The sequence below is a fragment of the Cupriavidus sp. FW216-B1 genome, from assembly GCF_058789195.1.
The window spans coordinates 20,152-39,138 of record NZ_JBYTEL010000024.1 but is presented as its reverse complement, the minus strand read 5'-3'; the positions used below and the strand labels follow the sequence as shown (position 1 = coordinate 39,138).

General features: G+C 69.2%; 19 protein-coding genes. 5 read left to right on the top strand and 14 right to left on the bottom strand.

The genetic code is table 11. The annotated features are described in order from the left end of the window. Positions 1-3: 3 nt before the first annotated feature. Both AC3WXD_RS30380 and AC3WXD_RS30375 read right to left on the bottom strand, forming a co-directional pair. Positions 4-885, bottom strand: coding sequence for an ABC transporter permease (locus tag AC3WXD_RS30380; RefSeq protein ID WP_059412869.1), 882 nt, complete (start codon positions 883-885; stop codon positions 4-6). Beyond that, entirely contained in the window at positions 882-1,991 is a 1,110-nt protein-coding gene (locus tag AC3WXD_RS30375) for an ABC transporter ATP-binding protein (RefSeq protein ID WP_029043538.1), read from the bottom strand. Before AC3WXD_RS30375 ends, AC3WXD_RS30380 begins: the two co-directional genes overlap by 4 nt. 208 nt (positions 1,992-2,199) lie before the next feature. Here AC3WXD_RS30375 and AC3WXD_RS30370 point away from each other — a divergent pair, with 208 nt between their 5' ends. Together AC3WXD_RS30370 and AC3WXD_RS30365 are read left to right on the top strand one after the other, a co-directional pair. Then, positions 2,200-3,015: an IclR family transcriptional regulator gene (locus AC3WXD_RS30370; RefSeq protein ID WP_020202717.1), complete on the top strand. Its 816-nt coding sequence runs from the start codon at positions 2,200-2,202 to the stop codon at positions 3,013-3,015. 65 nt (positions 3,016-3,080) lie between these two features. Next, positions 3,081-3,773 carry a cytochrome b/b6 domain-containing protein gene (locus AC3WXD_RS30365; protein WP_492325321.1) on the top strand — a complete coding sequence of 231 codons (693 nt, stop codon included), beginning with the start codon at positions 3,081-3,083 and terminating at the stop codon, positions 3,771-3,773. Between the two features lie 38 nt (positions 3,774-3,811). On the opposite strand, the gene AC3WXD_RS30360 is transcribed toward AC3WXD_RS30365, so the two are convergent. From AC3WXD_RS30360 to AC3WXD_RS30350, 3 genes are all read right to left on the bottom strand, one after another. Continuing rightward, positions 3,812-4,243, bottom strand: a complete 432-nt coding sequence (locus AC3WXD_RS30360; RefSeq protein ID WP_492325320.1) for a CHRD domain-containing protein — start codon at positions 4,241-4,243, stop codon at positions 3,812-3,814. A 216-nt stretch (positions 4,244-4,459) separates the two neighbouring features. After that, on the bottom strand, positions 4,460-5,419 hold the full coding sequence (locus AC3WXD_RS30355; RefSeq protein WP_492325319.1) for a Bug family tripartite tricarboxylate transporter substrate binding protein: 960 nt from the start codon (positions 5,417-5,419) through the stop codon (positions 4,460-4,462). A gap of 118 nt (positions 5,420-5,537) precedes the next feature. Then, the gene (locus tag AC3WXD_RS30350; protein WP_492325318.1) at positions 5,538-6,455 is read right to left on the bottom strand and encodes a dihydrodipicolinate synthase family protein; all 918 of its coding nucleotides are present in this window, start codon (positions 6,453-6,455) and stop codon (positions 5,538-5,540) included. A 118-nt stretch (positions 6,456-6,573) separates the two neighbouring features. Here AC3WXD_RS30350 and AC3WXD_RS30345 point away from each other — a divergent pair, with 118 nt between their 5' ends. After that, complete coding sequence (locus AC3WXD_RS30345; RefSeq protein WP_492325317.1) at positions 6,574-7,470, top strand: LysR family transcriptional regulator; 897 nt, start codon at positions 6,574-6,576, stop codon at positions 7,468-7,470. A gap of 96 nt (positions 7,471-7,566) precedes the next feature. On the opposite strand, the gene aceB is transcribed toward AC3WXD_RS30345, so the two are convergent. Both aceB and AC3WXD_RS30335 read right to left on the bottom strand, forming a co-directional pair. Next, positions 7,567-9,153 (bottom strand): malate synthase A, encoded by a 1,587-nt coding sequence (gene aceB / locus AC3WXD_RS30340; protein ID WP_020202711.1) that lies wholly within the window; start codon positions 9,151-9,153, stop codon positions 7,567-7,569. A 43-nt stretch (positions 9,154-9,196) separates the two neighbouring features. After that, entirely contained in the window at positions 9,197-9,898 is a 702-nt protein-coding gene (locus AC3WXD_RS30335; protein ID WP_454731704.1) for a haloacid dehalogenase type II, read from the bottom strand. A 251-nt stretch (positions 9,899-10,149) separates the two neighbouring features. Here AC3WXD_RS30335 and AC3WXD_RS30330 point away from each other — a divergent pair, with 251 nt between their 5' ends. Both AC3WXD_RS30330 and AC3WXD_RS30325 read left to right on the top strand, forming a co-directional pair. Then, positions 10,150-11,097, top strand: coding sequence for a LysR family transcriptional regulator (locus tag AC3WXD_RS30330; protein WP_156173877.1), 948 nt, complete (start codon positions 10,150-10,152; stop codon positions 11,095-11,097). A gap of 108 nt (positions 11,098-11,205) precedes the next feature. Then, positions 11,206-11,640 (top strand): universal stress protein, encoded by a 435-nt coding sequence (locus AC3WXD_RS30325; protein WP_020202708.1) that lies wholly within the window; start codon positions 11,206-11,208, stop codon positions 11,638-11,640. 129 nt (positions 11,641-11,769) lie between these two features. Here the strand turns inward: AC3WXD_RS30325 and loiP are convergent, their stop codons facing one another. The 7 genes from loiP to AC3WXD_RS30290 all read right to left on the bottom strand — a co-directional run bounded on the left by loiP (position 11,770) and on the right by AC3WXD_RS30290 (position 18,821). Next, positions 11,770-12,522, bottom strand: a complete 753-nt coding sequence (gene loiP, locus AC3WXD_RS30320) for a metalloprotease LoiP (protein WP_081651378.1) — start codon at positions 12,520-12,522, stop codon at positions 11,770-11,772. Positions 12,523-12,966: 444 nt separating this feature from the next. Next, on the bottom strand, positions 12,967-14,259 hold the full coding sequence (aceA, locus tag AC3WXD_RS30315) for an isocitrate lyase (protein WP_020202706.1): 1,293 nt from the start codon (positions 14,257-14,259) through the stop codon (positions 12,967-12,969). A gap of 385 nt (positions 14,260-14,644) precedes the next feature. After that, positions 14,645-15,616, bottom strand: coding sequence for an alpha/beta fold hydrolase (locus AC3WXD_RS30310; protein WP_492325316.1), 972 nt, complete (start codon positions 15,614-15,616; stop codon positions 14,645-14,647). Positions 15,617-15,715: 99 nt separating this feature from the next. Continuing rightward, positions 15,716-16,138: a gamma-glutamylcyclotransferase family protein gene (locus AC3WXD_RS30305; RefSeq protein ID WP_059412876.1), complete on the bottom strand. Its 423-nt coding sequence runs from the start codon at positions 16,136-16,138 to the stop codon at positions 15,716-15,718. 2 nt (positions 16,139-16,140) lie between these two features. Beyond that, positions 16,141-16,638 carry a ribonuclease E activity regulator RraA gene (rraA, locus tag AC3WXD_RS30300; protein ID WP_059412877.1) on the bottom strand — a complete coding sequence of 166 codons (498 nt, stop codon included), beginning with the start codon at positions 16,636-16,638 and terminating at the stop codon, positions 16,141-16,143. A 92-nt stretch (positions 16,639-16,730) separates the two neighbouring features. Then, entirely contained in the window at positions 16,731-17,567 is an 837-nt protein-coding gene (locus AC3WXD_RS30295) for a LytR/AlgR family response regulator transcription factor (protein WP_059412878.1), read from the bottom strand. Positions 17,568-17,621: 54 nt separating this feature from the next. Then, a complete protein-coding gene (locus AC3WXD_RS30290) occupies positions 17,622-18,821 on the bottom strand; it encodes a sensor histidine kinase (RefSeq protein WP_020202701.1) in 1,200 nt (399 codons plus the stop codon). Positions 18,822-18,987: the final 166 nt, after the last annotated feature.

Below are 18,987 nucleotides of genomic sequence, written 5' to 3'. Positions count from 1 at the left end.
CGTTCACCCCAGGCGCTTCTTGTAGCGCTGCTCGAGCAGGCGGTTGTAGCTGAGCATGATGAGCAGGTTGGCCAGCAGCAGCACGATGGCGATGGCCGCGCCGAGCGGCCAGTTGAGGGTATTGAGGTATTCGTCGTAGACCAGCGTGGCCACCATCTTCAGGCGGCGCCCGCCGAGCAGGCCGGGAATCGCGAACGAGCTGGCGCTCAGGCCGAACACGATCAGGCTGCCGGAGAGAATGCCCGGCGTCATCTGCGGCAGCACGATGCGGCGCATGGTGGTCAGGAACGAGGCGTTGAGCGAGAGCGCGGCATCGGCGGCGCTCGGGTCGATCTTCTGCAGCGTGGTCCACACCGGGATGATCATGAACGGCAGCATCACGTGCACCAGCCCGATCACGATCCCGAGGTTGGTGTAGAGGATGCGCACCGGCGCGATGCCGAGCGCGCCGAGCATCTGGTTCACCAGCCCGGCGTTGCCCAGCAGGATGCTCCAGCCGAACGCGCGCACCACCACCGACACCAGCAGCGGCGCCAGCACCGCCACCAGCAGCACCGAGCGCCACGGATTGCGCATGCGGCTAAGGATGAAGGCCTGCGGCACGCCCACCAGCACGCACACCAGCGTCGTCACCAGCGCGATCCAGAAGGTGCGCCACAGGATCTCGTAGTAATAGGCATCGGTGACGATGGCCAGGAAGTTGGCCAGCGTGACGCCGCCGGCCACGCTGCCGGTGTCGTGGTCGAACACGCTGAAGGCCAGCATGGCGGTCAGCGCCAGCGGCGTGACCAGCATCACCAGGAACAGGACCAGGCCGGGCGCCGACATCAGCCACGGCCACGGGCGCGCCCTGGGCGGCCCTTGCAGGGTTGCGGCGGTGCTCATGCCGCCACCGCCTGCACCGCTGCCGGCGCCGCCGCGCCGGTGGCTGCCGGGGCCGGCAGCAGGCGCGCGCTGTCGTCACGCCAGGTGATGCCGACCTGCTCGCCGTCCTGCTGCGGCGGCGGGCCGTCGTTGCTCTGCATCGCCAGCAGCTCGCCGAGCGGGCTGGCGATGCGGTGCAGCCAGTGGCTACCCATGAAGAAGCGCTCGATCACGCGGCCGTCGAAGCGGCCCGCGCCGGGCGCCACCAGATGCACCTTCTCCGGGCGCAGGCTGAACAGCACCGCGGCGCCGGCCTGGCAGGCCGCGCCGGGCAGGCCGACCACCAGCGCGGGCTGGCCCGCCAGCTCGATGCGCGGCAGCGCGCCGCCTTCGAGCACGCGCCCCGGGATCAGGTTGCTCTTGCCGACGAACGACGAGACGAACTCGGTGCGCGGCTGCTCGTAGAGCGCGTAGGGCTTGTCCACCTGCACCAGCACGCCCTGCTCCATCACCACCACGCGGTCGCTGACCGACATCGCCTCGTGCTGGTCGTGCGTGACCATGATGGTGGTGGTGCCGACCGTGCGCTGGATGCGCCGCAGCTCGAACTGCATTTCCTCGCGCAGCTTGGCGTCCAGGTTCGACAGCGGCTCGTCGAGCAGCAGCACCGGCGGCTCGATCACCAGCGCGCGCGCCAGCGCCACGCGCTGGCGCTGGCCGCCCGACAGCTCGCGCGGATAGCGCGCCTCGTAGCCGCGCAGGTGCACCAGCTCCAGCACGCGCGCCACGCGCGCGGCCTGCTCGGCGCGCGGCACCTTGCGCATCTCCAGGCCGAAGCGCACGTTCTCCTCCACGCTCATGTGGGGGAACAGCGCATAGGTCTGGAACACGATGCCGAGGCCGCGCGTGTTGGGCCGGGCATGGGTGATGTCGCGCCCGTCCAGCGCGATGCGCCCGCTGCTGACGGTGGCGAAGCCCGCGATCATCTGCAGCGTGGTGGTCTTGCCGCACCCCGAGGGGCCCAGCAGGGACACGAACTCGCCCCGCTCCACCGACAGGTTCATCGACCTGACGACCTGGTTGTCGCCATACGACTTGCTCACATTGCTCAAGGTAAGAAAGGACATGCGCTTTTTCCTGGGTGGCGGCGGCGGCATCCGGCGCATCGTGGGGGCGGGATCCGAACCGTTAGGAGACGGCTTATTTTGAGCAGGAAACATACCCGTTCGGTGAGATAATTCTGTTCAGTGGGATTTTTATTCGTAAAATTCCATTGATTGAAATCAAGCGACCTTCTGCCGTTGCTTCAATTCCGACGAAAGAGATGCCGACTGTATGGAAGACGTAACGGAACCCGCCGCCGGCGGCGCCGCCCGGCTGTTTGCCGTGATGCGCGCGCTGGCGCTGCACCAGCACAGCGCATCGCGCGTCAAGGACGTGGCACAGGAAACCGGCCTGACGCAGGCCACCACGCACCGGCTGCTGCAATCGCTGGTCAAGGAAGGCATGGTCGAGCAGGACACGCGCTCCAAGCGCTACCGGCTGAGCATCGAGTTCTTCGCGCTGGCGGCCCAGGCCGGCAACCTGAGCGGGCTGCGCCAGCTTTGCCGCCCGGTGCTGCTCCGGCTGGGGGCGCGCCTCAACGACGCGATCTTCCTGCTGGTGCGCAGTGGCTTCGACGCCGTGTGCCTGGACCGCAACGAAGGGCCCTACGCCATCCGCACCTTCACCGGCGGCATCGGCGGGCGCGTGCCGCTGGGCGTGGGCCAGGCCGCCACCGCCATCCTCGCCTTCCTGCCCGACGAGGAGCGCGAGGCGGTGCTGCAGTTCAACCTGCCGCGGCTGCGCGAATACGGCCTGCTCGACGAAGTGTCGCTGCGCAGCGAGATCGAGCAGGTCCGCGAATGCGGCTACGCCTCGCGCCGCGCCGGGCTGCTCGACGGCATGGCGGGCGTGGCGGTGCCGATCCTGGACCGCGAAGGCCGCGCGGTGGCGGCGCTGGGCGTCGGCACGCTGATCGAGCGGCTGAGCCCGGAGCGCCTGCCCATCGTGGTGGAGCTGATGCAGCGCGAGACCGCCGAGGTCGGCCGGCAGATCAACCCGTTCGACCCGGCGCTGTGGAATCCCGCGGCCGAGCTGACGCAGCGCTAGGCCGCGGCGGCAGGCGGGCCTAAAGTAAAGGCCGGCAAGGGCCCGATGCCCGACGGAGCCGAGCGATGAAACCTGACGACCCGGCCGCGCCGCCGGCGCCGCCCGCGGGCCGCCCCGTGACGGTCTGGGACGCGCCCACGCGGCTGTTCCACTGGCTGGCGGTGGTGCTGGTGGCCGTGGCCTACGGCACCGCCCGGCTGAACTGGATGGACTGGCACGCGCGGGCCGGCGAGATGCTGCTCGCGCTGGTTTTCTTCCGGCTGCTGTGGGGCTGCTGCGGTGGCGAGACCGCGCGCTTTCGCAGTTTCATGGCTTCGCCCGCCGCCGCTTGGCGCCACCTGCGCCACCTGTTCCGCCGCGAGGCCGACCTGCAGGTCGGCCACAACCCGGCCGGCGGCTGGATGGTGCTGCTGCTGCTCGCGCTGCTGCTCGGCGAGACGCTCAGCGGGCTCTACATCAACAACGACATCGCCAACGAAGGACCGCTGAGCGAATGGGTGCCGGCGCCGCTCGCCAATGCGATCTCGGCGCTGCACGCGCTGCTGTGGGATGTGCTGCTGGCGGCGGTGGCGCTGCACGTGCTGGCCATCGCGCTGTACGCGGCGGCCAAGGGCCAAAACCTGCTGCGCCCGATGCTGACCGGGCGCAAGCTCCTGCCCGCGCGCATCCCCGCGCCGCGCCGCGCGCCCGTGGCGCTGGCGCTGCTCATGCTGGCCGCGGGCGCGGCGGCGGCGGCGCTGCTGGCGGCGTATCTCTGATACGCGCGCCGCGCCGGCCGTCCGTTACGTCGGTCGCGTCAGTTGCTCCTGGGCGGCAGCACCTGGCCACGGATCTCGCCGGACGGATGGTCCTTGGTATGCACGTTGATGTACATCTCGCCGGATGCGAATTCCTTCGCCTCGTCCGGCGACAGCGTGGCCTGGCCCTTGACGGGACTGGCCAGCGCGGCGCCCTTCTCGGCCAGCCAGACCTGCACGCCGGCGTTCTTGCCGGCCGCGGCGGGACCGTGGAAATGCGCCATCGTCGGCGCGCTGGACAGACCGCTGAAGCTGATCGTCCAGGCGACCACCCGCGTGGCGGGATCATAGGTGAGGTCGGCGGAGCCGCTGCCCGCGGTCTGGACCGGCGGCACCTGCTGCGCGCCGGTCAGCGGCACCGTGAACGAAACGGGCGCCGCCATCGCCGTGGCCGCCGCAAGGCCGGCGAGCGCGGCGAACGCGGCGGACATTAGGCGCGCGCGCCGCGAAACCGGGGCACGCGGCGGAACAAGTATCGAAACCTGCATTTGATCGTCTCCTGTCCGGTCTGCCCGGGCCGGCCCGGGAAGCCGGGCCATGTGCCCGACTAGCATAGTCACTGGCAACCGCGCCGACAACCGCCGTACAGGGCCCCCCGGGGCCGGCAGGCGCGGGACCGCCGCGCCGCCACACTACCGGCTACGCCCTTACTCCGGCTGGATGCCGGCCGTCTTGATGATCTGCCCCCAGCGGCTCAGCTCTGCCAGCTGGAAGCGCCCCAGTTCCTCGGGCGAGGACAGCGCGGCCTCCATGCCGGTCTGCTCGACCACCTGCCTGACCTCGGGCGCGGCCATCGCGCGACGCATCAGGTCGTTGAGGCGCTGCACCACCGGCGCGGGCGTGCTGGCGGGCGCGTACAGCGCGTTCCAGTAGCCGGCCTCGTAGCCGGGCAGCGTCTCGGCGATGGCCGGCACGCCGGGCACCAGCGCCGAGCGCTTCGGGCTGCTGATGCCGAGCGCGCGCAGCTTGCCGGCCTTGACCTGCGGCAGGCTGGCGGCGAGGTCGACGATCATCAGGTCGGTCTGCCCGGCCACCAGGTCGATCACCGCCTGCGGATTGGCCTTGTAGGGCACGTAGGTGAACTTGGTGCCGGTGGCCTGCTGGAACAGCTCGGTGGCCACCTGCGCCGACGAACTGCCGGAGCCGTAGCTCATCTTGCCCGGTTCTTTTTTGGCCAGCGCGACCAGCTCGCCCACGCTGTGCGCCTTGACCTGCGGGTTGACCACCAGCAGCTGGTAGCCCTTGGTCAGCAGCGAGACCGGCGCGAAGTCCTTGATCGGGTCGTAGGGCAGCTTCTTGAGCAGGTGCGGGTTGGCGGCCTGCGTGGTGTTGGTGGTCATGAACAGCGTGTAGCCGTCGGGCGCGGCGCGCGCCACGGTCTGGGCGGCGATGCCGCCGAAGGCGCCGGCGCGGTTGTCGACCACCACGGCCTGGCCGGTGAGCTTGGTCACTTCCATGCCGATGGCGCGCGCGAGGCCGTCGGTGGCGCTGCCGGGGCTGGAGCCGATCACGATCGTGATGGGATGGGTGGGATAGCCCTGCGCGGCGGCGGCGCCGCTCAACGACAGGGCGGCCAGCATGGCAAGCAGCGGGCGGTGGATCTGCATGGGTTGTCTCCTGCGGGTGAAACCGGTGTGTTGTGTCGTGCTTCGGGCCGGCGGGGAAACGATGCCCCCGCCGGGGGTCGGAGATGCGGGAATCGGGGAAAACGGGCGGATCGCCGGATCAGCGGGCCAGGCCCCAGCCCGCCAGCAGCGCCTGCAACTGCGCCTGCTGGCCCGCGTTCAGCGGCCACGCCGAGGGCGGCCGCGTGGCGCCGCAGTCGTTGCCCATGATCCGCAGCGCGGCCTTGACCACCGTGACGTTGGCGCCGTTGTTCTCCTGCGCGCGCAGTTCCTCGAACGGCAGCATCTCGCCGATCAGGCGCATCGCCTGCGCGTAGTCGGCGGCTTCGAGCGCGGCATGGATGGCCACCGAGCGCTCCGGCAGCACGTTGATGAGGCCCGAGGTGAAGCCGCGCGCGCCGACCGCGTAGAACGGCGGCGCCCAGACCTCGGCGAGGCCGCCGACCCAGGCCAGGCCGAGATCGGCGGTGCGGCGCATGGCTTCGGCCAGCACCAGCGGCGTGGGCGAGGCCCACTTCACGCCGATCACGCCGGGGATGCGGCACAGCGCCTCGATCGCGGCCAGGCCGATGTTGTCGTTGCGCAGGTAGAGCACCAGCGGCAGGCCCTCGCCCGCCTCGGCGATGCGGCGCACGTAGGCCGCCACGCCGCGCGGCGCCACGAACGGATCGGGCGGCTGGTGCACCATCAGCGCGTCGGCGCCGGCCTGGCGCGAGGCGCGCGCCAGCGCGCAGGCCTCGTGCACGCTGCGGCCCACGCCGGCCAGCAGCGGCACGCGGCCGGCCACGCACTCGGCGGCCACCTGCACCATCTGCACGGCTTCCTGCTCGCGCAGCCCGTAGAACTCGCTGGTGTTGCCGTTGGCGACCAGCACGTGCACGCCGGCTTCGACCGCGCGATCCACCACGGGCGCGAGCGGCGCCGGCGAAACGGTATCATCTGCGTCGAAGGGCGTGACCAGAATGCCGGAAATGCCGTCAAGCGCCCTGCGCAGCGCCGGGCCTTCAAAAGTTGCCACCTTTATCTCCCAGAGGAAAAGACTCAAAAGACGCAAGAGTCAGGAGGTGCCACTCTAAGAAGGAAGCGGGCGCGGCGTCCAATTCAAACAGGCGATGCCGCAATACAAGAATTGAATCGTGTTACAGCTTTCGCATCTGCGCAGCTTCGTCGCCGTGGCGACGGAGCTGCATTTCGGCCGGGCGGCTGCCTTGCTGAACATGACACAGCCGCCGCTCACGCGGCAGATCCAGCTGCTCGAGCATGAGGTGGGCGTGCGCCTGCTGGAGCGCTCGGGCGGCACCGTGCGGCTGACCCTGGCCGGCGCCACCTTCCTGCGCGAGGCGGAAGACATCCTGCGCCGCAGCCAGGCCGCCACGCTGGCCGCGCGGCGCGCCATGCGGGCCGACGCCGGCAGCGTGACGATGGGCTTCATCCCGGCCGCCAGCTTCACGCTGCTACCGCAGCTGCTGTCGGCCATCGGCGCGAAATTCCCCGACGTCCACGTGTCGCTGCGCGAGATGCAGACCGACGCCCAACTGGAGGCAATCGGCGCGGGCCGCATCGAGCTCGGCGTGGTGCGGCCGTTCGCGCCGCGCAGTTTCGCGCTGTCGGCGCCGCTGCTGCGCGAGCCGTTCGTGCTGGCGGCGCCGGTCGGGCACGCGCTGATGACCTGCGCCGCGCTCACGCTGCGGTCGCTGGAGGGGCAGCCGTTCATCGAGTTCTGCCCGTCGGAGTCGCGCTACCTGTACGAGGTGGTGGCGGGCCGGCTGCGCGCCGAGGGCGTGGCGCCCGAGACCGTGCAGACGCTGAGCCACACGCACTCCATCCTGTCGCTGGTGGACGCCGGCATGGGCGTGGCGCTGGTGCCGCAGTCCGCGCACCGGCTCGGGTATGCCGGCGTGGCCTTCCGCCCGCTCGAGGACGCCGCGGGGCTGGACGTGGAGCTGCACCTGGCATGGCGCCGCGGCAGCCAGCACGGCGTGGCCGACACGGTGCGCGCGCTGCTGCAGGAGACCTTCCCGGCATCCGCGTAGCCGGGACAAAAAAAACCGCGCCGCCCCCTGTCCGGGGGCGGCGCGGCGTGGCCGGCTTGCCATGCGCCGGGATGGTCCCGGCGCGCGGCTACGGCATCAGATTTCTTCGTACAGCGGCAGCGTCAGGAATTCGGCGAAGTCTTCCGACGTGGACATCTGCTCGAAGATCTGGGCGGCACGGTCGTAGGTCCTGGTCTCGCCGCCGACCACTTCCTTGACCTTGGCCAGTTCCTCGGGGATCAGGCCGCGCACCATCTCGGCCGTCACCTTGCGGCCGTCTTCCAGCTTGCCCTTGGGCGAGCGGATCCACTGCCACACCTGCGAGCGCGAGATCTCGGCGGTGGCGGCGTCTTCCATCAGGTTGTGGATGGGCACGCAGCCGTTGCCGGCCAGCCAGGAGCCGAGGTAATGGATGCCGACGTTGATGTTCATGCGCAGGCCGGCCTCGGTGATCGGGGTTTCCGGCTGGAAGTCCAGCAGGTCCTTGGCCGACACGCTGACGTCGTCGCGCTGCTTGCCGAACTGGTTGGGCTTGTCGCCCAGCACCGCCACGAATTCCTTCATGGCCGGCTCGACCAGGCCCGGGTGGGCCACCCAGCCGCCGTCGTAGCCGTCGGTGGCGTCGCGCTTCTTGTCGTTGATGATGCCCTGCATGGCCACCGCGTTCTTCTCCGGATCGTTCTTGATCGGGATCAGCGCGCTCATGCCGCCGATCGCGGGCGCGCCGCGCTTGTGGCAGGTCTTGAGCAGCAGCAGCGCATACGCGCGCATGAACGGCGAGGTCATCGTGACCTTGGCGCGGTCGGCCAGGCAGAAGTTCTTGTCGACCTTGAACTTCTTGATGCACGAGAAGATGTAGTCCCAGCGCCCGGCGTTCAGGCCCGCGCTGTGCTCGCGCAGCTCGTACAGGATTTCTTCCATCTCGAACGCGGCCAGGATGGTCTCGATCAGCACGGTGGCCTTGATGGTGCCCTGCGGCAGGCCGATCTCGTTCTGCGCCATGACGAAGACGTCGTTCCACAGGCGCGCTTCGAGATGGCTTTCCATCTTCGGCAGGTAGAAGAACGGGCCGGCGCCGCGGGCGATCTGTTCCTTCGCGTTATGGAACACGAACAGCGCGAAGTCGAAGATGCCGCCGGAGACGCGCTGGCCGTCGATGGTGACGTGCTTTTCGTCGAGGTGCCAGCCGCGCGGGCGCACCTGCAGCGTGGCGATCTTGTCGTTCAGCTTGTAGTGCTTGCCGTTCGAGTCCAGCGTGAGCGTGCGGCGCACGGCGGCCTTGAGGTTGACCTGGCCCTGCAACTGGTTGTGCCAGTTGGGAGTGTTGGAGTCCTCGAAGTCGGTCATGTAGCTGTCGGCGCCCGAGTTGAACGCGTTGATGACCATCTTGGCTTCGACCGGGCCGGTGATTTCCACGCGGCGGCAATGCAGCGCGGGCGGCACCGGCGCGACCTTCCAGTCGCCTTCGCGCACGCTCCTGGTCTGCGGCAGGAAGTCGGGCAGCTCGCCGGCGTCCAGGCGCTTGGTGCGCTCGACGCGCGCGGCCAGCAGTTCCTGGCGGCGCGGCTCGAAGGCGCGGTGCAGCTTGTCCACCAGGGCCAGGGCCGCCGGCGAAAGGATGTCTTCATAGGCCGGCAGGATCTCGCCGGTGATCTTCATGCCCGCAGGCAGCGTGATGGCCATCTGTGTTCTCCTGTGTTCGATGGTTGGTTCGGGTTGCCTGCCGTCAGAGCGCCACGCCGCGGGTGCGGGCGAATTGCAGCAGGTCGTTCATGTCGTGCCCGGTGCCGGCAGGGCTCACGTCGAGCCGCTCGGCCGGATGGCCGGCACGATTGATCCAGAAAGCGGTGAAGCCGTACCAGGCGCCGCCGCATGCGTCCCAGCCGTTGGACGAGACGAACAGGATCTCGGCCGGGGCCACGCCGAAGGCCGCGGGGGCCAGCGCGTAGGCGGCCGGCGCGGTCTTGTACAGGCGCACCGCGTCGACCGACAGCACATGGTCGAACAGGCCGTGCATGCCGGCGCTCTTGACCGAGATGTCGAGCATCTCCGGGTTGCCGTTGGAGAGGATGCCCAGCGGCAGCCCGGCGGCGCGCAGGCGCTTGAGCGCGCCGAGGTTCTCCGGGAACGCCGACAGGCAGGCGTATTCCTTGAGCAGTTGCGCTTCGGCGGCCGGGCCCAGGTCCAGTTGCAGGCGCTCGGCGGCGTAGCGCAGCGCGTCCACCGTGATCGGCCAGAACGGCTTGTAGTGCGCGCCGTCCGGGCCGGCCAGCGAGCGGATGCGGGTGTAGTCGATCTGGCGCTCGCGCCACAGCAGCGCCAGCGCCTCGCCCTTGCCGGGAAAGAGCTGCTCGGCGCGCGCGGTGACGGAATACACGTCGAACAGCGTGCCGTAGGCATCGAAGACGACTGCGCGGATCTTGTGCATGAGCCTGGGGCTTCCTCGGACGATCGCGTCAGGCCGGCGCGCATCGCTCATCCGTGCCGCGCGGCCTGTACACCAGTGAATGCATGCATTGTAGGTAGGCGCCGCACCGCGGCATAGCCGTTGCGGGTCACTTGATCTTTTACTTTTACACTACTAATCTTCGCTGACGCCAATAAGAATAGGCACCAAATCCACTCCATTGCCCGGCACGCGGCCCGCCGGGCGGCATGAGGCACACACCGGCGAGATTCGTGGATCATTTCAAGCAACTGGAGACCTTCGTCTCGGTCGCCGCGCGCGGCAGCCTGTCCGCCGCCGCCGCCGCCGAGGGCGTGGCGCCCGCCATCATCGGGCGCCGCATCGACGCGCTGGAAGAGCGCCTGGGCGTGAAGCTGCTGCTGCGCACCACGCGCAAGATCAGCCTGACCTTCGAAGGCTCGGCCTTCCTGGAAGACTGCCAGCGCATCCTCAACGACCTGCACAACGCCGAGGCCAGCGTCTCGGCCGGCGGCGTCAAGGCCAGCGGCCACCTGCGCGTGACCGCGCCGGCCGGCTTCGGCCGCAGGCACGTGGCGCCGCTGGTGCCGCTGTTCATCGAGTCACACCCGGACGTGACGCTCACGCTGGACCTGTCGGACCGCGTGGTCGACCTCGTCAACGAGGGCTTCGACTGCGCCATCCGGCTCGGCGACCTGCCCGACTCCAGCCTGGTGTCCATCCGCCTGGCCGAGAACCGCCGCGTGGTGGTGGCCGCCCCCGCCTACCTGGCGCGCGCCGGCGTGCCGGCCGCGCCCGAGGACCTGGCGCGGCACAACTGCCTGGCCTTCGGCGCGAGCGCCAACGTGCAGCGCGGCTGGGCCTTCCAGCAAGGCGGCAAGCCGCTCATGGTCAAGGTGGGCGGCTCGATGGAATGCACCGACGGCGCGGTGCTGCATGCCTGGTGCCTGCAGGGGCACGGGCTGGCGTGGCGCTCCTGGTGGGAGGTCGGGCAGGAGATCGCCAGCGGCCGCCTGGTCACGGTGCTGGACGAATTCCAGGCGCCGCCGATCGGCATCCACGCGGTCTTCCCGCAGCGCAAGCACCTGCCGCTGCGCGTGCGGCTGTTCATCGACCACCTGAAGAACACCTACGGCAACCCGGCCTACTGGCGCCGGGCCGGCGAGGCCCACGCCGCGGAGGAATTTGATATAGGCCAATGACCCATGCGCCACCTCTGCCTACAATGCATCAAGGGCAGGCGCCGTTGGACCTGCTCCTGATGCGGCGCACCGCCCCCTTACTGCCTCGTTGCCCCAAAGGAGTCCAGCATGTTCAAGCACATCCTGCTACCCACCGACGGTTCTGAACTGTCCAAGAAAGCCATCGACGGCGCGCTGGAACTGGCCAAGACGATCAAGGCGCGCGTCACCGCCTATGTGTGCCTGGAGGAATACCCTTACACGCCTTTCAGCGAGATCGTGGTGGAAGCCCCGCAGGCCTTCAAGGACCGCGTCGAGAGCCAGGCGCGGCTGTACCTGAAGGAAGTGGAAAGCGCCGCCGCGGCCGACGGCATCGCCTTCGACTGCGACATGACGACCTTCGCGGTGCCCTACCTCGGCATCATCGACGCGGCCGAGCGCCACGGCTGCGACGTGATCTTCATGGCCTCGCACGGCCGGCGCGGCCTGTCCGGCCTGCTGCTGGGCAGCGAGACGCAGAAGGTGCTCACGCATACCGACATTCCCGTGATCGTGTACCGCTGATCCGCCTTCCTCCGGCGCCGGCTTGTAGCCCACGGCGGCGGAAACAAGGAAAAAAGGCTGGCCGCCCGGTAACGGGCGGCCAGCCTTTCTTGCATGCGCGGAAGACGCCGGCGCGAGGCCGGCGCCGGGTCAGCTGCCCTGCTTGATGCGGTCCTCGATGTGCTTGGCGCGGTCCGCCGAGCCCGGGTGCGACGAGAACATGCTGGACTTGCCGCCGTCGAGCTTGGCCAGCTTCTGGAAAGCCGTGACCAGGCCGCGGGTGTTGGCCTTGTTCTTGGTCAGCACGTCGAACGAGTAGTCGTCGGCGGCGCTTTCCTGCGTCTGCGAGAACTGCGCGTTGATCAGTTGCTCGCCCAGCTCGCCCAGCTGCGAGGACGACAGCGTGGCCACCGCGCCGCTGCCGCTGGCCGCCAGCGCGCCGCGCGCGGCCATTGCGGCGTAGGCTACCTGCATCTTGTTCTTGGTGTGGCCCAGCGCCACATGGCCCAGTTCGTGGCCCACCACGCCGCGCACTTCGTCGTCGGTCATCATGTCCATCAGGCCGCTGTACACGCGCACGCAGCCGTTGGCCATCGCCCAGGCGTTGACGTCCTTGGTCAGGTAGACCTTGGCATTGACGTTGGAGATGTCGGTCGACTGCAGGCCGGCCATGATCTTGGCCAGGCGCTTGCCATAGGCGCTGTTGGCCGCGGCGATCTTGTTGGTCTTGTCGGACTCGGCGCAGGCCTGGTCGGACATCGACTTGACGTCCGCATCGCCGAGCGAGGCCGCCTTGAACATCGAGGTGCCCGCGCCCACCATGCCGTCGACATTGGTGCCGGCACAGCCGACCACAAGAGCGGAAAGGCCGGCGACGGCCACGAGGGAAAGTGTGTGCTTCATGGAGTTGTCTTGTTGGATGCGCACCGGCCGGAAACTGCGCCGGCAACACGGATGGATGACGCGAATGAACGACCCGGAGGCATGGCCCGAAGGCTTGCCCCCAAGGGACGGCGCCGGTGGCTCGCCGGCGCTTCCCTGCGTGCTCTTCCGGACACGCAGCGGCATCATATCGCCGAAATCATCGCAAGTGAATTGGAAACGTCTGAATCGACAACGACACAATTTTTAATATTTTTCGGATGTTTCGCATCGACCCACGCGATCTTTCCTAGCCCCTGATCCACATCCTCGCGCCGGAAAACAAAAAGCCGCGCCGTCCCTCTGAAAGAGACACGGCGCGGCGCCTAATTGAAGGACGCGATGGTCGCACGTCCTTCAAGGTGAGCAGGTATCGTTCTGGTTATCCTGCCATGCTGCAACTCCGGGGCCGGAGCCCCGGGAAACTCAGGCCACCTTCTTGTCGAAGAACTGCTCGTCCTCGGTCGAGCCCTTGAGCGCGGTGGTCGACGACTGGCCGCCTTCGATGGTCTGGGTCACGGCGTCGAAGTAGCCGGTGCCGACTTCGCGCTGGTGCTTGACGGCGGTGAAGCCCTTCTCGGCCGCGGCGAACTCGTTTTCCTGCAGTTCGACGAAGGCGCTCATCTGGTTGCGGGCATAGCCGTAGGCCAGGTTGAACATCGAGTAGTTCAGCGAGTGGAAGCCGGCCAGCGTGATGAACTGGAACTTGTAGCCCATCGCGCCGAGTTCCTTCTGGAACTTGGAGATGGTGGCGTCGTCGAGGTTCTTCTTCCAGTTGAACGACGGCGAGCAGTTGTAGGCCAGCAGCTTGCCCGGGAACTTGGCGTGCACGGCTTCGGCAAACTTCCTGGCGAATTCCAGGTCCGGCTTGCCGGTTTCGCACCACACCAGGTCGGCCACTTCGGCATAGGCCAGCGCGCGCGAGATCGACTGCTCCAGGCCGTTGCGCACGCGGTAGAAACCTTCCACGGTGCGCTCGCCGGTGCAGAACGGCTTGTCGTTGTCGTCGACGTCCGAGGTCAGCAGGTCGGCCGCTTCGGCGTCGGTGCGGGCGATCACCAGGGTCGGCACGCCGGAGACGTCGGCGGCCAGGCGCGCGGCGGTCAGCTTGGCGACGGCTTCGCGCGTCGGCACCAGCACCTTGCCGCCCATGTGGCCGCACTTCTTGACCGAGGCGAGCTGGTCTTCGAAGTGCACGCCGGCCGCGCCCGCTTCGATCATCGACTTCATCAGCTCGAAGGCGTTCAGCACGCCGCCGAAGCCGGCTTCCGCGTCAGCCACGATCGGCGCGAAGTAGTCGGTGTCGCCCTTGCCTTCGCTCCACTGGATCTGGTCGGCGCGCTGGAAGGTGTTGTTGATGCGCTTGACCACCTGCGGCACCGAGTTGGCCGGGTACAGCGACTGGTCGGGGTACATTTCGCCGGCCAGGTTGGCGTCGCCGGCGACCTGCCAGCCCGACAGGTAGATGGCCTTGAGGCCGGCCTTGACCTGCTGCATGGCCTGGTTGCCGGTCAGCGCGCCCAGCGTGTTGACGAACGGCTCGGTGTTCAGCAGGTGCCACAGCTTCTCGGCGCCGCGGCGGGCCAGGGTGTGCTCGACCTGCACGGAGCCGCGCAGGCGCACCACGTCGGCGGCGCTGTAGTTGCGCTTCACGCCCTTCCAGCGCGGGTTGGTTTCCCATTCCTTCTGCAGCTTCTGGATTTCTTGTTCGCGGGACATTGCACTCTCCTAGTGATTGAGACGGGTATGGCGTAAGAAAACTTGCGACAGGCCTGCCGGGCACCGATACCTGGCAGCCGACCGGGACGCCGCGGGGGTGCTTGCGGAGGCCGTTTCCTGCTGCCTCGCCACCCCCGTTTTTCGCGTCTCAGGTCATGTGTCTTATATAAGAGTGTAGGGAAACGTCCCGCGTCGCAACAGGTCGGAATGCAGTCCTTGCTAAGTTTTTTTATTCAATAAAATCAGTATCTTGCAAATGTAATTTCACGATACGGCACGACATCTCCCATCATGAGAAACGACCGTTGTGCTACGCAGCCACATTTTTTGTGGCTCAAAACGACATTCCGCATTGTGGAAAAGTGGAAGATGGCATGCGGAGCGATCACGCCGCCGCCGCACCGGCGCCCTGCCCGTCCGGCATGCGCGCGCGCTGCAGCGCCTGCGCCTCGGGAGCGCCGTCGACATGCCGGGCCAGCTCCAGGATCATGGCGGCCATGCCGGCCGGGTCGGCCAGCGGCAGCCAGTGCCGCGCCGCCACCTCGCGGCGCCACCACCGTCCCACCCAGCGCGACAGGTCCGCCGACAGCGCCGGGCTGACGTAGCGGTCGCGCAGCGGCACGATCACCTGCACCGGCGCGTGCGCATGGCGCTCGCCCGGCGCGAGCAGCCGGCGCAGCATGTTGGCGCGGTACAGCGCCAGGCCGTGGCAGCCGTCGGCCACCTGCGTGGGGCTGGGCCGCGCCGCCACGCCCTCCGACAGCTTCAGGTAGCGCGGCCACGCGCGGCCCATCCACAGCCGCCAGCTCAGCTCCGGCAGCCACGGCAGGTGGAATACATAGATGTACCAGGACGAGAGCGCCTGCCGCAGCGAGCGCGCCAGCGCCGCGCGCGAGAGCCGGCGGTTGCCGCGTATCCAGTGGCCAGCATGGTCGAGGCAGGGGCCGGAGCATGAGGTGAACGAGGCGATGCGCCCGCGCAGGCGCGGCTCGGTGGCGAACTCCCAGCACTGAATCGAGCCCCAGTCGTGCCCGACCAGATGCACCGGCGCGCCGGGCGACACCGCATCGATCACCGCGCCGAAGTCCTCCGCCAGCCGCTCCAGCCGGTAGGCGGCCACGCCCGCGGGCGCCGACGACGCGCCCGCGCCGCGCACGTCGTAGGCAACCACGTGGTAGTCATCGGCCAGCAGCGGCGCCACGCCGTGCCAGACCGCGCTGTTGTCGGGATAGCCGTGCACCAGCACGATGGCGCGGCGCGACGGATCGCCCCAGGTCTGGACGGCGAGGCGGACATCGCCGGACCGGACGGATAGCCGGGCGGGCGCGGCCTCGGAGGGAAGCGGGGAAGAAGGCATGCGTGGACCATGACATCGGGTGATGGAATGGTTGCCGATGCTACGCCAGCCGCGCGGGCGCGGCGAGCACCGGCCATGCCGTTTGAAACGGCGGCGCGCTCAGGCCTGGCGCAGGCCGGCCTCGCGCGCGCGGCGGTACGCCACCCAGTCTCCCGACGCGATGCGCGGCAGCCCGGCCACGGCGGACTCGGCCACCGGATACAGCAGGCAGACGACCGGCCCGCCCGCGGCGGACACCGCGCGCTCCTCGCGCACGAACAGCGAGGCCTGGCCCGGGTAGACCTCCTCGATCTCGTCGAGCACCGGCACCAGCGCGGCGTCCACTTCATAGAGGTCGCCGGCCACGCCGGGCGCGTCGGCGTCCGGCACCAGCCCGGGATAGCTGCCGAAGTCATAGAGCCGGCCCGGCACGGTGGCGCTGCCCAGCAGGCGCGGCGCCGCGATGCCGTGCCGGCGCGCGGCGGCGTTGAGGTCGTTGACCTCGCCGGCGCGCAGCGTGCCGTAGACAAAGACCACCGGCATGCTCAGCCCTCCAGCTTGCCGTCCGCCACCAGCACGCCGTCGGCGTCGGCATAGATCCAGTTGCCGGGGCGCACCACCGCGCCGGGCATCTGCACCGTTACCTCGCGCTCGCCGATGTTGCGCTTCTGGCTTTTCTGCGGGTGCAGCGCCAGCGCGCGCACGCCGATGTCGCATGCGTCCAGCTCCGCGCTGTCGCGCACGCAGCCGTTGACGACGATGCCGGCCCAGCCGTTCTTCTCGGCCAGCACGCCGAGCTTGCCGCCCACCAGCGCGCAGCGCAGCGAGCCGCCGCCGTCGACCACCAGCACGCGGCCGTTGCCGGGCGACTCCACCGCCTCGCGCACCAGCGAGTTGTCCTCGAACACCTTGAGCGTGGCGGCCGGGCCGGCGAAGACCGCGCGCTTGCCGAAATGGCGGAACCCCGGCGTCAGCACGCGCAGCGTGCCGTCGGCCAGGCGGTCTTCGTTGTCATCGCACAGATCGGTGGTTGCAAAGTTCATGGGCGGCTCCTGATTCGTGAGAGTGGAAAAAGCATCGGGTATCGGGCCGCATCATAGAGGAAAACCGCCCGCGGCAGGCATGCCCCCGGGCACTACATCTGCTTGAACAGGTAGGCGTACTGGCGCGCCACCGCCAGGGTCTCGGAGCGGTTGCGCAGTTTCAGCGCGAGCCGCCCGAGCGACTGGTTCACGGCGCTGGCCACGCAGTCGATGTTGACCACGGTGCCGCGATGGATCTGCCAGAAGCGCTCGGGATCGAGCTGCTGCGAGAGTTCGCGCAGGCTGGTGCGGATCAGCGCCTCGCCGCCGGTGGAGACCACGTTGACGTACTTGTCGGTGGCCTCGAGGTAGATCACCTCGTCGACCGGGATGATGCGGATCTCCTGCCCCACCAGCGCCTTGATGAAGCGCAGGTAGCCGTGCTGCGCCGGCCCCGCGGCCGGCGGCTGCGCGCCGCCGCCGGGCTCCAGCGTCTCCAGCCGCGCCAGCAGCTGCGCCAGGCGCGCGGCGTCCAGCGCCGCCCCGCCCGCGCCGGCTTCCTCGCTGGCCTGGGCATGCTCGGCCAGCCGCCCCTTGAGACGCTGCACGGTGGCTTCGAGCCGGTCCGGCTGCACCGGCTTGAGCACGTAGTCGACGGCCTCGCGCTCGAAGGCCTCGAGCGCGAACTGGTCGTAGGCGGTGACGAACACCACCAGCGGCGGCCGGTCGAACGCCATCAGCTCGCGCGCCACGTCCATGCCGCTCATGCCCGGCATGCGGATGTCGAGAAAGGCCACCTGCGGCCCGTGCTGGCGCGCCGCCTCCAGCGCGGACACGCCGTCGTGCACCACGGAGACGATGCGCGCCTCGGGCCAGAGGCCGCTCAGTTCGGCATGCAGCGCGCGCGCGAGCAGCGGCTCGTCGTCGGCGATCAACAAGGTCGGGGACATGGCAACGGTAATGGACTGTCGGAAAACGGGACGGCGCCGGCGGTGCCCGGCGCGTCAGGAATGCGAGGCCGGAGCGGCCCCGCGCACGGCGGCACGCGCCACCGGGGCCAGCCCGGCGCCGATGCCGCCGGCCGGCGCCTGCGACTGTGCTGGCGTGGGCACGGCGGCGGCCGGCGCGCGCATCACCGGCAGCGTCAGGCGCACGATCACGCCGCGCGGCGCGTTCTCCTCCATCTGCATGCCGGCCGACGCGCCGAAGATGCGCGCCAGGCGCTCGCGCACGTGGGTCAGCCCCAGGCCCGAGCCCTTGGTCACGGCGTGGCCGAAGCCCACGCCGGTGTCGGCGATCACCACCTGCACCGCGCCGGCGCCGAGCGCGCGCGCGGACAGCGCGATGCTGCCGCCATGCATGCACGGCTCGATGCCGTGGCTGACCGCGTTTTCCACCAGCGGCTGGATCAGCATCGGCGGGATCTCCACTTCCGCCAGCTCCGGCGGCAGGTCGATGCTGTAGTTCAGGCGCGTGCCGAAGCGCAGGCCCTGGATGTCGAGATAGCTGCGCAACAGCTCGAACTCCTGGCGCAGCGTGCACTGCTCGGCGCGCGTGTGCGCCAGCGACATCCGCAGGAAGCCGATCAGCCGCTGCAGCAGGCGCCGCGCGGCCTTCTGGTCGGTGGCGATCAGGCAATCCAGGTTGGCCAGCGAGTTGAACAGGAAATGCGGCTCGATCTGCGCCTGCAGCGCCATCAGCTGCGCGCGCACCAGCTGCTTCTCGGCCTCCTCGCGCTGCAGCGCGTCCAGCGCGGCCTGCCGCTCCAGGTGCGCCAGCTTCTCGCGCGACCAGTAGAAATAGATCATGCTGGCCGCCGCCAGCATGCCCACCACCAGGCACATGCGCAGCATGTCGCTGGCTTCCTGGAAGGACTTGGCCGGCTCGCCCAGCACGATGCGCGTGGCCCAGCTGCCCAGCAGCACCCCGAGCGGCACGGCGACCGCCGCCAGGCAGATGAACGGCCAGCGCGTGGGGCGCTCGTTCCACCAGATCAGCACGCGGGCGACGTCGATCAGCAGCCAGATCGACAGGCCGATCAGGTGGCTGTAGACGAAGTTGTGCAACAGCGAGCCGCCGGTGCGGAAGCCATAGTTCAGGCTCACGGCAATCACGGTGTTCATGCACAGCACGAACACGAGGTCGCGCCCGAGGATGGAAACGCGCGAAGGCATGGCGGCCGGACAGCGGCCCAGCGATTTCATGAGGACGGAAGCTCCATACGAGGCTCGGGTGCCGGCCAGGCCGGCGAAATCAGCAGGATCGGTGACATCGGTAAGAACAGAAGCCGCGCCGGCCTGCGCGGGTGCCGCGGGCGGGCCGGCGAAAACCTATTGTAAGGGAGGCTCATCGCCATGCGCCGCCGACGGC

Bases quoted from the DNA above. Each gene is read 5' to 3' on its own strand.
- AC3WXD_RS30380 (WP_059412869.1), bottom strand. From the start codon at position 885: ATGAGCACCGCCGCAACCCTGCAAGGGCCGCCCAGGGCGCGCCCGTGG.
- AC3WXD_RS30375 (WP_029043538.1), bottom strand. From the start codon at position 1,991: ATGTCCTTTCTTACCTTGAGCAATGTGAGCAAGTCGTATGGCGACAAC.
- AC3WXD_RS30370 (WP_020202717.1), top strand. From the start codon at position 2,200: ATGGAAGACGTAACGGAACCCGCCGCCGGCGGCGCCGCCCGGCTGTTT.
- AC3WXD_RS30365 (WP_492325321.1), top strand. From the start codon at position 3,081: ATGAAACCTGACGACCCGGCCGCGCCGCCGGCGCCGCCCGCGGGCCGC.
- AC3WXD_RS30360 (WP_492325320.1), bottom strand. From the start codon at position 4,243: ATGTCCGCCGCGTTCGCCGCGCTCGCCGGCCTTGCGGCGGCCACGGCG.
- AC3WXD_RS30355 (WP_492325319.1), bottom strand. From the start codon at position 5,419: ATGCAGATCCACCGCCCGCTGCTTGCCATGCTGGCCGCCCTGTCGTTG.
- aceB (WP_020202711.1), bottom strand. From the start codon at position 9,153: ATGGCCATCACGCTGCCTGCGGGCATGAAGATCACCGGCGAGATCCTG.
- AC3WXD_RS30335 (WP_454731704.1), bottom strand. From the start codon at position 9,898: ATGCACAAGATCCGCGCAGTCGTCTTCGATGCCTACGGCACGCTGTTC.
- AC3WXD_RS30325 (WP_020202708.1), top strand. From the start codon at position 11,206: ATGTTCAAGCACATCCTGCTACCCACCGACGGTTCTGAACTGTCCAAG.
- loiP (WP_081651378.1), bottom strand. From the start codon at position 12,522: ATGAAGCACACACTTTCCCTCGTGGCCGTCGCCGGCCTTTCCGCTCTT.
- aceA (WP_020202706.1), bottom strand. From the start codon at position 14,259: ATGTCCCGCGAACAAGAAATCCAGAAGCTGCAGAAGGAATGGGAAACC.
- AC3WXD_RS30310 (WP_492325316.1), bottom strand. From the start codon at position 15,616: ATGCCTTCTTCCCCGCTTCCCTCCGAGGCCGCGCCCGCCCGGCTATCC.
- AC3WXD_RS30305 (WP_059412876.1), bottom strand. From the start codon at position 16,138: ATGCCGGTGGTCTTTGTCTACGGCACGCTGCGCGCCGGCGAGGTCAAC.
- rraA (WP_059412877.1), bottom strand. From the start codon at position 16,638: ATGAACTTTGCAACCACCGATCTGTGCGATGACAACGAAGACCGCCTG.
- AC3WXD_RS30295 (WP_059412878.1), bottom strand. From the start codon at position 17,567: ATGTCCCCGACCTTGTTGATCGCCGACGACGAGCCGCTGCTCGCGCGC.
- AC3WXD_RS30290 (WP_020202701.1), bottom strand. From the start codon at position 18,821: ATGAAATCGCTGGGCCGCTGTCCGGCCGCCATGCCTTCGCGCGTTTCC.